At 69.5% G+C, this 12967-nt stretch carries 13 protein-coding genes; 12 read left to right on the plus strand and 1 reads right to left on the minus strand.

Annotated features, from left to right (window positions below):
* Positions 1-70: 70 nt before the first annotated feature.
* Together ffh and ftsH are read left to right on the plus strand one after the other, a co-directional pair.
* The gene (ffh, locus tag ACFV7R_RS19070; RefSeq protein ID WP_385264628.1) at positions 71-1621 is read left to right on the plus strand and encodes a signal recognition particle protein; all 1551 of its coding nucleotides are present in this window, start codon (positions 71-73) and stop codon (positions 1619-1621) included.
* A gap of 329 nt (positions 1622-1950) precedes the next feature.
* A complete protein-coding gene (gene ftsH, locus ACFV7R_RS19075; RefSeq protein ID WP_385264630.1) occupies positions 1951-3894 on the plus strand; it encodes an ATP-dependent zinc metalloprotease FtsH in 1944 nt (647 codons plus the stop codon).
* A 45-nt stretch (positions 3895-3939) separates the two neighbouring features.
* On the opposite strand, the gene ACFV7R_RS19080 is transcribed toward ftsH, so the two are convergent.
* On the minus strand, positions 3940-4794 hold the full coding sequence (locus ACFV7R_RS19080) for an SAM-dependent methyltransferase (protein ID WP_385264632.1): 855 nt from the start codon (positions 4792-4794) through the stop codon (positions 3940-3942).
* A 197-nt stretch (positions 4795-4991) separates the two neighbouring features.
* Here ACFV7R_RS19080 and proS point away from each other — a divergent pair, with 197 nt between their 5' ends.
* The 10 genes from proS to lepB (ACFV7R_RS19130) all read left to right on the plus strand — a co-directional run bounded on the left by proS (position 4992) and on the right by lepB (ACFV7R_RS19130) (position 12879).
* A complete protein-coding gene (gene proS, locus ACFV7R_RS19085) occupies positions 4992-6407 on the plus strand; it encodes a proline--tRNA ligase (RefSeq protein ID WP_385264634.1) in 1416 nt (471 codons plus the stop codon).
* 249 nt (positions 6408-6656) lie between these two features.
* The gene (locus ACFV7R_RS19090; protein ID WP_129801592.1) at positions 6657-7256 is read left to right on the plus strand and encodes a hypothetical protein; all 600 of its coding nucleotides are present in this window, start codon (positions 6657-6659) and stop codon (positions 7254-7256) included.
* Between the two features lie 294 nt (positions 7257-7550).
* Complete coding sequence (gene rpsP, locus ACFV7R_RS19095; RefSeq protein WP_133046791.1) at positions 7551-7970, plus strand: 30S ribosomal protein S16; 420 nt, start codon at positions 7551-7553, stop codon at positions 7968-7970.
* Positions 7971-7972: 2 nt separating this feature from the next.
* On the plus strand, positions 7973-8212 hold the full coding sequence (locus ACFV7R_RS19100; RefSeq protein ID WP_003973401.1) for an RNA-binding protein: 240 nt from the start codon (positions 7973-7975) through the stop codon (positions 8210-8212).
* An 86-nt stretch (positions 8213-8298) separates the two neighbouring features.
* A complete protein-coding gene (gene rimM, locus ACFV7R_RS19105) occupies positions 8299-8841 on the plus strand; it encodes a ribosome maturation factor RimM (RefSeq protein WP_385264636.1) in 543 nt (180 codons plus the stop codon).
* Positions 8841-9674, plus strand: coding sequence for a tRNA (guanosine(37)-N1)-methyltransferase TrmD (gene trmD, locus ACFV7R_RS19110; protein WP_385264638.1), 834 nt, complete (start codon positions 8841-8843; stop codon positions 9672-9674). Before rimM ends, trmD begins: the two co-directional genes overlap by 1 nt.
* A 134-nt stretch (positions 9675-9808) precedes the next feature.
* Positions 9809-10159 carry a 50S ribosomal protein L19 gene (rplS, locus tag ACFV7R_RS19115; protein ID WP_129801596.1) on the plus strand — a complete coding sequence of 117 codons (351 nt, stop codon included), beginning with the start codon at positions 9809-9811 and terminating at the stop codon, positions 10157-10159.
* Between the two features lie 45 nt (positions 10160-10204).
* A complete protein-coding gene (lepB, locus tag ACFV7R_RS19120; protein WP_385264641.1) occupies positions 10205-10921 on the plus strand; it encodes a signal peptidase I in 717 nt (238 codons plus the stop codon).
* Positions 10914-12005 carry a signal peptidase I gene (gene lepB / locus ACFV7R_RS19125; protein ID WP_129801598.1) on the plus strand — a complete coding sequence of 364 codons (1092 nt, stop codon included), beginning with the start codon at positions 10914-10916 and terminating at the stop codon, positions 12003-12005. The genes lepB (ACFV7R_RS19120) and lepB (ACFV7R_RS19125) overlap by 8 nt, the downstream gene beginning before the upstream one ends.
* Complete coding sequence (gene lepB / locus ACFV7R_RS19130) at positions 11893-12879, plus strand: signal peptidase I (protein ID WP_385264643.1); 987 nt, start codon at positions 11893-11895, stop codon at positions 12877-12879. Before lepB (ACFV7R_RS19125) ends, lepB (ACFV7R_RS19130) begins: the two co-directional genes overlap by 113 nt.
* Positions 12880-12967 lie beyond the last annotated feature (88 nt).

The raw sequence follows: 12967 nt of genomic DNA on the forward strand, positions 1-12967 counted from the left end.
GACTTTCTTGCGCGGCCGGATACCCTGGAAGACGCTCGCACTGCCCCCGACTCCGAGGACCGACGCCGCCGTGTTCGATACTCTTTCCGATCGCCTCTCAGCGACCTTCAAGAATCTGCGCGGCAAGGGGCGTTTGAGCGAGGCGGACATCGACGCCACCGCGCGCGAGATCCGCATCGCGCTCCTCGAGGCGGACGTGGCGCTGCCGGTGGTCCGGAGCTTCATCAAGAACGTCAAGGAGCGTGCCCTCGGCGCCGAGGTCTCCAGGGCGCTGAATCCGGCGCAGCAGGTCCTGAAGATCGTGAACGACGAGCTCGTCACGATCCTCGGCGGCGAGACCCGGCGGCTGCGGTTCGCCAAGCAGCCGCCGACCGTGATCATGCTGGCGGGTCTGCAGGGTGCCGGTAAGACCACCCTCGCGGGCAAGCTCGGCAAGTGGCTCCAGGAGCAGGGCCACTCGCCGCTGCTGGTCGCCGCCGACCTCCAGCGCCCGAACGCCGTCAACCAGCTGAGCGTCGTCGCCGAGCGGGCCGGGGTCGCGGTCTTCGCGCCCGAGCCGGGCAACGGCGTCGGTGACCCGGTCAAGGTCGCCAAGGACTCCATCGACTTCGCGAAGTCCAAGGTCCACGACATCGTGATCGTGGACACCGCCGGCCGCCTCGGCATCGACGCCGACATGATGCAGCAGGCCGCGGACATCCGGGACGCGGTCTCGCCGGACGAGATCCTCTTCGTCGTCGACGCGATGATCGGTCAGGACGCGGTCAACACCGCCGAGGCCTTCCGGGACGGCGTCGGCTTCGACGGCGTGGTGCTCTCCAAGCTCGACGGTGACGCCCGCGGTGGTGCGGCCCTGTCGATCCGCCAGATCACCGGCAAGCCGATCATGTTCGCGTCGAACGGTGAGAAGCTCGACGACTTCGACGCCTTCCACCCGGACCGGATGGCCTCCCGCATCCTCGACATGGGTGACCTGCTCACCCTGATCGAGCAGGCGGAGAAGACGTTCAGCCAGGAAGAGGCCGAGAAGATGGCCTCCAAGCTGGCGTCCAAGAAGGGCCAGGACTTCACCCTGGACGACTTCCTGGCCCAGATGGAGCAGGTCAGGAAGATGGGCAGCATCTCCAAGCTGCTCGGCATGCTGCCCGGTATGGGGCAGATCAAGGACCAGATCAACAACCTCGACGAGCGGGACGTCGACCGCACGGCAGCCATCATCAAGTCGATGACCCCGGGCGAGCGCCAGGACCCGACGATCATCAACGGCTCCCGCCGCGCCCGTATCGCCAAGGGCTCCGGTGTCGACGTCAGCGCGGTGAAGAACCTCGTCGAGCGGTTCTTCGAGGCCCGCAAGATGATGTCCCGCATGGCTCAGGGCGGCGGTATGCCCGGCATGCCGGGGATGCCGGGCATGGGCGGCGGGCCCGGCCGGTCGAAGAAGCAGCCGAAGAAGGCCAAGGGCAAGCAGCGCTCCGGCAACCCGATGAAGCGCAAGGAGCAGGAGCAGGAGGCCGCCGCCCGCCGCGCGGCCGCCGCTCAGAGCGGCAACGCCTTCGGAGTGCCGCAGCAGGGCGGACAGGACTTCGAGCTGCCGGACGAGTTCAAGAAGTTCATGGGCTAGGGCCTGTCCGGCGGATCAGGTCGCAGGAAAGCGACGGTGACTGATCGGCGCTGGTGAGCGGGGTCTGGTGCGTCCAGCTGCAAGGCGGAGGAGGGAGTCGACGCGATGGGGGTCCCCCCGCTCGAGCGAAGCCGAGAGTGGGGGAGTCGGCGACCGACGACAACGCCGCAGATGGGCGTGCCAGACCCCGCGTCTGCGGCATGATCCGCCGGACAGGCCCTAGTCGGCAGTACCTGGTCCACGACACCGGGGGCACCCTCGATCGCGAGGGTGCCCCCGGTGTCGTATGCCCACATGCCGGGGAAGCCCATGTGGCGTAACGTCCCGATATGACCAACCCTGCGCCACCGCGCAAGTCGCCCGAGCAGCCCTGGCGTACCGAGGGCACGCCCGAGGAACCGCCGAAGCCGCCGTCCGGGGGGCGGCGGATACCCGGGGGCTGGTGGAGCCTCGCCCTCACGGCGCTGGTCCTGTTTGTGCTCGTCAACCTCGCGCTGTCGTTCTTCGGCGACGGGGACGAGCCGACGATCTCGTACACGGAGTTCAGCAGGCAGGTCGACGACGGCAACGTCAGCAAGATCTACTCCAAGGGCGACGCGATCCAGGGCCAGCTGAAGAGGGCCCAGGACAATCCCGAGGGCGACGGGACGTACACGAAGTTCCGGACCCAGCGGCCCGAGTTCGCGGACGACCGGCTCTGGACGGATCTGACCAGGAACAACGTCACCGTCACGGCGGAGCCGGTCGTCCAGCAGCGCAGTCTTCTGGCCAACCTGCTGATCTCGCTGGCGCCGATCCTCCTGCTCGTCGTGCTGTGGATCTTCATCACACGGCGGATGCGGACGGGCATGGGCGGCGCGGGCGGCATGTTCGGGCGCAGAGAGCCGCCCAAGCCCGTCGCGCTGGAGTCGGGGGAGAAGCGCACGACGTTCGCGGACGTGGCGGGCATCGACGAGGTCGCGGGCGAGCTCAACGACGTCGTCGACTTCCTGAAGAACCCCGACGCCTACCGCAGAATGGGCGCCAAGATGCCGCGCGGCGTGCTGCTGGCAGGGCCGCCCGGCACCGGGAAGACGCTGCTCGCGCGGGCGGTGGCCGGGGAGGCGGGCGTGCCGTTCTTCTCCGCGTCGGCCTCCGAGTTCATCGAGATGATCGTGGGCGTGGGCGCCTCCCGGGTACGGGAACTGTTCGCGGAGGCGCGCAAGGTGGCTCCGTCGATCATCTTCATCGACGAGATCGACACCATCGGCCGGGCCCGCGGCGGCGGTGCCGCCATGGGCGGCCATGACGAGCGCGAGCAGACCCTGAACCAGATCCTGACCGAGATGGACGGCTTCTCCGGCTCCGAGGGCGTGATCGTGGTCGCCGCGACCAACCGCGCGGACGTCCTGGACCCGGCCCTGACCCGCCCCGGCCGCTTCGACCGGGTGGTCCAGGTCGCGCCCCCGGACCGGGGCGGCCGCGAGGCCATCCTCAAGATCCACACTCGCGAGATCCCGCTCGCCCCGGACGTCGACATCCCCCGGCTCGCCCGTACGACCCCGGGAATGACCGGCGCCGAACTGGCCAACCTTGCCAACGAGGCCGCCCTGATCGCGGTCAAGCGAGGGCAGGAGCAGGTGACGCAGACCGACCTCTCGGAAGCGCTGGAGAAGGTCCAGCTCGGCGCCGAACGCGCGCTGGTGATGCCCCAGGAAGAGCGCCGGCGCACCGCCTACCACGAGAGCGGTCACGCCCTGCTGGGCATGCTGCAGCCCGGCGCCGACCCGGTCCGCAAGATCACCATCGTGCCGCGCGGAAGGGCACTCGGCGTGACGCTGTCGACGCCGGAGTCGGACAAGTACGCGTACACCGAGGACTACCTGCGCGGCCGCATCATCGGCGCACTCGGCGGCATGGCCGCGGAACATGTCGTCTACGGGGTCATCACCACCGGCTCGGAGAGCGACCTCGAACAGGTCACCAACATCGCCCGCGGAATGGTCGGCCGCTGGGGCATGAGCAGACAGGTCGGCCGGCTGTCCGCGCTCCCCAACGACGCCCAGCAGACGTACGGCCTGGCCGCGGCACCGCAGACACTGGACGTGATCGACGGCGAGATGCGGCGGATCGTCGACGAGTGCTACGAGGAGGCGTGCCGCAAACTACGCGACCACCGGCAGCAACTCGACGCCCTGGCGGGGGCGTTGCTGGAACGCGAGACGCTGGAAGAGGCGGACGCGTACCGGATCGCCGGGGTCTCGCGGCTGACGAAGGGTGACCAGGAGGGGTAGGGGGCGTGCCCCGCCCTTCCTCGCGCCGGCATCTCCCGAGCCCTGTCAGGGGGTTCGGGCGATCAGGTAGCGGAACACGTTCGGCATCCACACCGTGCCGTCCGGCCGCCGGTGCGGATGCAGGGCCTCGGTCAGCTCCTTGTCGACCTGCTCCTGATCCGTCGCCGCGATCGCCGCGTCGAACAGCCCCGTCGACAGCAGGCCGCGCACCGCGCAGTCCAGGTCGGCATATCCGAAGGGGCACGCCACCCGCCCCGAACCGTCCGGCCGGAGCCCCGCCCGCTGGGCGACCTCCTCCAGGTCGTCGCGCAGGGCCGGACGCCAACTGCCCGCGCTGCGCAGCGGATCCGCCAGTTTGCCCGCCACCCGCAGCACGGACGAGGTGGCGCAACGCTCCGGCGGCCCCCAGCCGGCCAGCACCACGGGCGCCCCCCGCTCGGCGAGCGGCACCGCCGCGGCGAGCAGCTCACCGAGCCCCTCCGAGTCGCCCGCCAGACATCCGATGGGCTCGAAGGCGGTCACCAGGGTGTACGCGCGCGCCCCGTCCTCGGGCGCCCCGGGAGCATCGTCGAGGAGCCGGACGTTCGCACGCGCGCGCGTGCCGGGCCCTTCCGGCAGCAGACGCTCGCGCGCGAGGGCCCTTCTCTCGGGGGAGGAGGACTCGACACCGGAGATCGCGGCGCCCCGGGAGGCCGCCATCAGCAGCGCCAGCCCGGAACCGCAGCCGAGCCCCAGCAGCCGGGTGCCGGGGCCCACGTCCAGTCGCTCGTAGACCGCCTCGTAGAGCGGTACGAGCATCCGCTCCTGGATTTCCGACCAGTCACGCGCGCGTGCAGCCAGGTCCACGCGGGGCGCAGGTCCCGCATGAGGTAGTCGCTGCCGCACGAGCGTAGGTGTCATCGAAAGCGCCCCAATCCGCCGAGAGTTGCTGCTGTACCCGTTTCCGTAGCCCCCGTGACGTACGCCCGCCCTCCCCCGTATGCCAGGAAACTCCGGGCGCGCGACCGCGTCCAGGGGTTGCGGAGCCCGGCTTGTGGGGTGTCCGCGCAAGTGGCGAGAATTCACATTCCGGCAACGTGGGCCCGTACCATCTCGCCATGGCAAAGGCACCCGTTCTCACCCCGCGGTCGGACGACTTCCCGCGCTGGTACCAGGATCTGATCAACAAGGCCGAGCTGGCCGACAACGGTCCGGTGCGCGGCACCATGGTGATCCGACCGTACGGGTACGGGCTGTGGGAGCGGATGCAGGCGGAGATGGACGCCCGCATCAAGGAGACCGGCACCCAGAACGCCTACTTCCCGCTGCTGATCCCCCAGTCCTATCTGGCCAGGGAGGCCGACCACGTCGAGGGTTTCGCCCCCGAGCTGGCGGTGGTCACGCACGGCGGCGGCAAGGAGCTGGAGGAGCCCGCGGTCGTCCGGCCGACCTCCGAGATGATCATCAACGAGTACTTCGCGAAGTGGGTGCAGAGCTACCGCGATCTGCCCCTGCTGATCAACCAGTGGGCCAACGTGGTCCGTTGGGAACTCAGGCCCCGGCTCTTTCTGCGCACGACCGAGTTCCTGTGGCAGGAGGGCCACACCGCGCACGCCACGTACGAGGAGGCGCGGGACTTCGCTTCGCACATCCACCGCAAGGTCTACGAGGACTTCATGGTGAACGTCCTCGCGATGGACGTCGTCCCCGGCCGCAAGACCGTCAAGGAGCGGTTCGCGGGCGCCATCAACACCCTCACCCTCGAGGCGATGATGGGCGACGGCAAGGCGTTGCAGATGGGCACCAGCCACGAACTGGGGCAGAACTTCGCCAAGGCGTTCAACACCCAGTACCTGTCGAAGGAAGGCAAGCAGGAGCTGGTCTGGCAGACCTCCTGGGGCTCGACGACCCGCATGATCGGCGCCCTGGTGATGATGCACGGCGACGACAACGGACTCCGTGTCCCGCCTCGCCTTGCGCCCGTCCAGGTCGTCGTCCTCGCGATCAAGGGTGACGATGCGGTTCTGGCCAAGGTCCGTGAGATCGGCGACCGGCTGACGGCGGCCGGGATCCGCGTCCAGGTCGACGACCGCACCGACACGCCCTTCGGTCGCCGCGCCGTCGACTGGGAGCTGAAGGGCGTGCCCGTCCGCGTCGAGGTGGGCCCGCGTGACCTGGCGAACGGCACCGCGATGCTGGCGCGCCGCATCGCGGGCGGCAAGGAGCCGGTGTCCCTGGACGGGCTGGCGGAGCTGCTGCCGTCGATTCTCGAAGAGGACCAGGCGCTGCTGCTGAAGCAGTCCCGCGAGCGCCGTGAGTCCCGCACGTCCGAGGTCTCCACGATCGAGGACGCCGTCGAGGCCGCCGGCGCCGGCGGCTGGGCGCGCATCCCGTGGGCGACCCTCGGCGAAGAAGGCGAGGCCAAGCTGGCCGAGCACGCGGTGACCGTACGGTGTCTGGTCGCCGAGGACGGGTCGGTGCCGGACGCCGACGACGCACCCGGTAACGTCGCGATCGTCGCGCGCGCATACTGAAGCGGTGAGAGGCGACCGAAACGCCACTTGCGCATCTGCGGACCACACGTTTCCCCGGCGCGCGGAGATGTCTACGCGTCGGGTCGTACGTCAGCGTACGTACCGGCTTGGTACGAGCTGTGCGGCTTCTCCGCAGATCAGCGCACCCGCCCTCGTCAGGACGCATCAGGGGCAACTGACGGGTACGTGCAAAATATTTGGGATGCCCCGGAATCGGAACACAGCGGGACCCAGGCTCGTTGTCATTACGTGAGCACGACACCACCTGTTCTCGCCGCAGAGCTGGCGCAGGCGTGGGCCGACATTCAGCGGTACCACCCCGAGCTGCCAGACCTTGCCGCGCCCGAATCCCTGATCGGGGAGTCGTCGTCCGCCTGCGGACACGAACTCTCCTTCGAGCGGCTGCTCCATGAGGCAGTCCACGGCATCGCCGCCGCCCGCGGAATCCGCGACACCTCCCGCGCCGGCCGGTACCACAACCGCAGATTCCTCGCGATCGCCGAGGAGCTGGGCCTGGACCACCCCGAGGAACCGCACCCCAGCAGCGGTTTCTCGCTGGTCACGCTCAACCCTGAGGCGAAGCGGCGCTACCGCACCACGATCGAGCGCCTGCAGCGCGCCCTGACCGCCCACACCGCCGCCACCTCCGCCGACACCTCCCGCACCTTCCGCGGCCCGGCGGCCCGCCACGGCTCCTCCGGCGGCGGGGTCCGGGTCAAGGCGGTGTGCGACTGCGGCCGCAACGTACGGGTCGTTCCCTCGGTCCTGGCCCAGGCCCCGATCGTGTGCGGCGGCTGCGGAAAACCGTTCCGCATCCCGGAGGTCGTGGGCGCGGGCGCGGCAAGCTGACGGTCCGGCTGCTCGTGGCAGCCGGGCCCGTCCATCCGCGGGCATGCGTGCCGCCGGTGCCGGGTTGCGCACCCGACGTACGGTCACATGGACGCCGGGTGCTCCTGAGCCATGCCCAGCTGTCCTCCGGTCGGAAGCGCCCGCAGGGTGTGGCAGAATGGCTGGCTGTACTCGACAGCCGCACAGGACCCCTCTCTCCTCCGGCTGACGCGTCCATCGGGCACTCGGGTACCGCAACCCCACGCGGCCATCTCGCCGTGCCCAACCACGTCAAATCCAGGAGAACCCACTCCCGTGGCAGTCAAGATCAAGCTGAAGCGTCTGGGCAAGATCCGTTCGCCTCACTACCGCATCGTCGTCGCCGACTCCCGTACCCGCCGTGACGGCCGGGCCATCGAGGAGATCGGCAAGTACCACCCGACGTACAACCCGTCGGTGATCGAGGTCGACGCCGAGCGCGTGGCGTACTGGCTCGGTGTCGGCGCCCAGCCGACCGAGCCCGTGCTCGCCATCCTGAAGAAGACCGGCGACTGGCAGAAGTTCAAGGGCGAGCCCGCCCCGGCGCCGCTGCTCGTGGCCGAGCCGAAGAAGGCGCGCCCGTCGTTCGAGGCCCTCGGCGGCGACGACGAGGGCAAGGGTGAGGCGATCACCCAGAAGAAGAAGGCGGAGAAGAAGGACGAGGCTGCCGCCGAGTCCGAGTCGGCCGAGGCCTGAGCATGCTCGAGGAGGCTCTCGAGCACCTCGTGAAGGGCATCGTCGACAACCCTGACGATGTGCAGGTCGCCTCGCGCAACCTGCGTCGCGGGCGTGTGCTGGAGGTCCGGGTCCACCCCGACGACCTCGGCAAGGTGATCGGCCGCAACGGCCGCACCGCACGCGCTCTGCGCACCGTCGTGGGCGCCATCGGCGGCCGCGGAGTCCGTGTCGACCTTGTCGACGTGGACCACGTCCGCTGACGCAATGCAGCACCGGCTCGGGCCGGGGAGGGCCACTCGGCCGTCCCCGGCCCGTGGTCGTACGTACGACAGGAGATCTTCGAAAAGTGCAGCTCGTAGTCGCCCGCATCGGCCGCGCCCACGGCATCAAGGGCGAAGTCACCGTCGAGGTACGTACCGACGAGCCGGAACTCCGGCTCGCCCCCGGTGCCGTCCTGGCCACCGACCCGGCCTCCGCCGGACCGCTGACCATCGAGACGGGCCGGGTGCACAGCGGACGCCTGCTGCTGCGCTTCGCGGGCGTGAGCGACCGCACCGGCGCCGAGGCGCTGCGCAACACCCTCCTGATCGCCGAGATCGACCCGGACGAACTGCCCGAGGGCGAGGACGAGTACTACGACCACCAGCTGATCGACCTCGACGTCGTCACCGAGGACGGTGTGGAGGTCGGCCGGATCACCGAGATCTCGCATCTGCCCTCGCAGGACCTGTTCATCGTGGAGCGTCCTGACGGGACCGAGGTCATGATCCCGTTCGTCGAGGAGATCGTCACCGAGATCGACCTCGAGGAGCAGCGGGCCGTCATCGACCCGCCGCCCGGCCTGATCGACGACCGGGCCGTGATCGACTCCTCCGAGGAGGAGTCCTGATGCGGCTCGACGTCGTCACGATCTTCCCCGAGTACCTCGACCCGCTGAACGTCTCCCTGGTCGGCAAGGCACGCGCGCGTGGACAGCTGAACGTGCACGTGCATGATCTGCGGACCTGGACCCACGACCGGCACCACACGGTCGACGACACGCCCTACGGCGGCGGTCCCGGCATGGTCATGAAGACCGAGCCCTGGGGCGACGCCCTGGACTCCGTCCTCGCCGACGGCTACGAAACGGGCTCCCACGCGCCCACCCTCGTCGTCCCCACGCCCAGCGGCCGCCCCTTCACCCAGGAGCTCGCCGTCGCACTCTCCGAGCGCCCCTGGCTGATCTTCACTCCCGCGCGCTACGAGGGCATCGACCGGCGCGTCATCGACGAGTACGCGACCCGGATGCCCGTCCACGAGGTGTCCATCGGCGACTACGTCCTCGCCGGCGGCGAGGCGGCCGTACTGGTCGTCACGGAAGCCGTGGCGAGGCTGCTGCCCGGCGTCCTCGGGAACGCCGAGTCCCATCGCGACGACTCCTTCGCGCCCGGCGCCATGGCCAACCTCCTGGAAGGCCCCGTCTACACCAAGCCGCCCCAGTGGCGTGGCCGGGAGATCCCGGACGTGCTGCTCAGCGGCCATCACGGCAGGATCGCCCGCTGGCGCCGTGACGAGGCGCTGAAGCGGACGACGGTCAACCGGCCCGACCTGATCGAGCGCTGCGACCCCAAGGCCTTCGACAAGAAGGACCGCGAGATGCTCTCCATCCTGGGCTGGGAACCGGACCCCGAGGGTGAGCCGTACGGCCGATTTTGGCGCCGGGCAGACGGCGTGGAAGAATAGACCGCTGTTGTGCGCCGTCCGGCGTGCGCCCCTGCCACAGGGGGACACGACGCGCGCTCCGACCAGCATGACGCTCACCCGGAAAACCTAGTTTCCGTTGATGACCTGTGGCATCAGCGAAGAAAGCAGACGAAATGTCTCACCTGCTCGACTCCGTCGACGCCGCGTCGCTGCGCAGCGACGTCCCGGCCTTCCGCCCGGGCGACACGGTCAACGTCCACGTCCGCGTCATCGAGGGCAACCGCTCCCGTGTGCAGCAGTTCAAGGGCGTGGTGATCCGTCGCCAGGGTTCCGGCGTGCGCGAGACCTTCACGGTCCGCAAGGTCTCCTTCTCCGTCGGCGTCGAGCGCACCTTCCCGGTGCACACCCCGATCGTGGAGAAGATCGAGCTCGTCACCAAGGGTGACGTCCGCCGCGCCAAGCTGTACTACCTGCGCGACCTGCGCGGCAAGGCGGCGAAGATCAAGGAGAAGCGCGAGAACTGAGCGCTTCCCGGCGTTCGAAGCGGGGCCGGATAGCATCTGGCCCCGATGAACACCGAAGCCCAGCCGACGGAGCGCGACCGCTCCTCCCGCCCTTCCGGATCCGAGGAGATCTCGGACAAAGAGGGGCCGGAGGAACGGTCGCGTTTCGCGTTGGTGTCGCGGATCGCCGACTGGCTCCCCGGCGGGCGGATCACCCTGACCTTGCTGATCTGCCTGCTGTTTCTGCTGCTGCTCAGCACCTTTGTGATGCAGCCGTTCCAGATCCCCAGCGGATCCATGGAACGCGGATTGAGGATCGGCGACCGCGTTCTCGTAAATAAGTTGGCGTACCGTTTCGGTGCCGAACCGCGGCGCGGTGACGTGGTCGTGTTCGACGGCACCGGACACTTCGGGAACGCCGACTACATCAAACGCGTCGTGGGTGTAGGGGGAGACCGCGTGGTCTGCTGTGACAAGGAGGGGAGGCTCCAGGTGAACGGCCGGTCCGTCGACGAGTCGACGTTCCTGTACCCCGGCGACAGCGCGTCCACGGTGGCCTTCGACGTCGTCGTGCCCGACGGCACCCTGTTCGTCCTCGGCGACCACCGCAGCGCCTCCAGCGACTCCCGCGACCATCTGGGCTCACCGGGCGGCGGCATGGTGCCCGTCGGTGACGTGATCGGCCGGGCCGACTGGATCGTCTGGCCCGTCGGCCACCTCACCCGCCTGCACCGATCGGGCGCCTACGCGCGCGTGCCCGCGGCGGACGGTGCCCATGGGTAACCGCGGCAAACCGCGCGGCGTCCCCAGCAGCGCCGCCGACAACCTGCTGCCCACCGGCACCCGGCGGGCCGCCGGCTCCTCCGGCGGCCGCACCCGCGCCGAGCGGCGCAAGCTCCAGCGCAAGGTCAAGCGTCGCCGGCGCCGCTCCGCGATAAAAGAGGTCCCGCTCCTGGTCGGGGTGGCCGTCCTCATAGCCCTCGTGCTGAAGACCTTCCTCGTGCAGGCCTTCGTGATCCCGTCCGGCTCCATGGAGCAGACGATCCAGATCGGTGACCGCGTCCTGGTCGACAAGCTCACCCCCTGGTTCGGCTCCCAACCGCAGCGCGGTGACGTCGTCGTCTTCAAGGACCCCGGTGGCTGGCTCCAGGACGAGCAGCCCACCCAGAAGAAGGAAGACCCGGTCGTCGTCAAGCAGGTGAAGGAAGGCCTCACCTTCATCGGCCTGCTGCCCTCCGACAACGAGAAGGACCTCATCAAGCGGGTTGTCGGAGTCGGCGGCGACCGCGTCAAGTGCTGTGACGCGCAAGGGCGGGTCACGGTCAACGGCGTCCCCCTGGTCGAGGACTATCTCTTTCCCGGCAACGAACCGTCCGCGACCCCGTTCGACATCACCGTGCCGGAAGGCCGGCTGTGGGTGATGGGCGACCACCGGTCCAACTCCGCGGATTCCCGTTCCCACCAGGACACCGACTACGGCGGTACCGTCTCCGAGGACGAGGTGGTGGGACGTGCCGTCGTCATCGCCTGGCCGCTCGGCCACTGGACCACCCTGGAGGAACCGAAAACCTACGCTTCCGTGTCCGACTCGGCCTCCGGGTCGACCGCTGCTCCCCAACCGTCGCATAGGGTTGCCTCCGACGATCCGAACGGAACGATCCAGCTCCCGAGCCCTGCGGAACTCCCGCTCGTTATGGGAGTGGTGGGCCTGCGCCGTGCATGGGGCAGGCGGCGGCACAGAGTAAGGAGTTGGCGTGGGGGATGTGGCGGTTGGCGCACGGTCCGGGCACGACGGCGAGGAGCACCGCGGACAGCCCGTGGAGGCAGCCCCCACGGCCCCGGGCAACGTCCCTCCTGCAGGGAGTGACACAACAGCGGCTGAGGACGGCAGGGTGACGGACGAGCAGGACCAGGCCGGGGACGGGGTGCCGGTCGGCCCGGCCCTCGAGCAGCCGAAGAAGCAGCGCTCCTTCTGGAAGGAACTGCCGATCCTGATCGGTATCGCGCTGGTGCTGGCGCTGCTGATCAAGACGTTCCTGGTGCAGGCGTTCTCGATCCCCTCCGACTCGATGCAGAACACCCTCCAGCAGGGGGACCGCGTTCTCGTCGACAAGCTCACCCCGTGGTTCGGCTCCGAGCCGGAGCGCGGCGAGGTCGTCGTCTTCCACGACCCGGACAACTGGCTGGCCGGCGAGCCGACGGCGAATCCGAACGCCCTGCAGACGGTGCTCAGCTGGATCGGCCTGATGCCGTCCGCGGAGGAGAAGGACCTCATCAAGCGGGTCGTCGGTGTCGGCGGCGACACGGTGGAGTGCCAGGGCACCGGCCCGCTCAAGGTCAACGGCAAGGCGCTGAACGAGGCGTCGTACGTGTACCCCGGCAACACGCCGTGCAGCAATGACGACCAGGGCGGGCAGTTCAAGGTGAAGGTGCCCGAGGGCTTCATCTGGGTCATGGGCGACCACCGGCAGAACTCCCGGGACTCGCGCTACAACCAGGGCGACGCCAACAAGGGCATGGTCCCGGTCGACAAGGTCGTCGGACGTGCCATCGTCAAGGCGTGGCCGATCAACCGCTGGGGCACGCTCCCGGTCCCGGACACCTTCGACCAGCCCAGTCTGGGCGACCAGTCCTCCGCGTCCGCGGCCCTGACCGCCGCCCCGAACGCCCTGGCGCTCGCCGGGGTCGTGCCGGTGGCCCTGTGGCGCCGCCGCCGGCTCACCGTCGCACAGACGCGCTGACCGGCCCTGGTGAGCCTCCGGGACCCTGACCTCGGTCGGAGAACCGAAGGGCTGACCCGGTCCGGTACCGCCGGGTAGGGTGCGGGTC

The sequence above is a fragment of the Streptomyces sp. NPDC059866 genome (assembly GCF_042731325.1).
GTDB classification, from domain to species: Bacteria; Actinomycetota; Actinomycetes; order Streptomycetales; family Streptomycetaceae; genus Streptomyces; species Streptomyces flavusporus.

What these genes read in the sequence shown, in the direction of transcription:
- ftsH (WP_385264630.1), top strand. Translation starts at nt 1,951, where the DNA reads ATGACCAACCCTGCGCCACCGCGCAAGTCGCCCGAGCAGCCCTGGCGT.
- ACFV7R_RS19080 (WP_385264632.1), bottom strand. Translation starts at nt 4,794, where the DNA reads ATGACACCTACGCTCGTGCGGCAGCGACTACCTCATGCGGGACCTGCG.
- proS (WP_385264634.1), top strand. Translation starts at nt 4,992, where the DNA reads ATGGCAAAGGCACCCGTTCTCACCCCGCGGTCGGACGACTTCCCGCGC.
- ACFV7R_RS19100 (WP_003973401.1), top strand. Translation starts at nt 7,973, where the DNA reads ATGCTCGAGGAGGCTCTCGAGCACCTCGTGAAGGGCATCGTCGACAAC.
- trmD (WP_385264638.1), top strand. Translation starts at nt 8,841, where the DNA reads ATGCGGCTCGACGTCGTCACGATCTTCCCCGAGTACCTCGACCCGCTG.
- rplS (WP_129801596.1), top strand. Translation starts at nt 9,809, where the DNA reads ATGTCTCACCTGCTCGACTCCGTCGACGCCGCGTCGCTGCGCAGCGAC.
- lepB (WP_385264641.1), top strand. Translation starts at nt 10,205, where the DNA reads ATGAACACCGAAGCCCAGCCGACGGAGCGCGACCGCTCCTCCCGCCCT.
- lepB (WP_129801598.1), top strand. Translation starts at nt 10,914, where the DNA reads ATGGGTAACCGCGGCAAACCGCGCGGCGTCCCCAGCAGCGCCGCCGAC.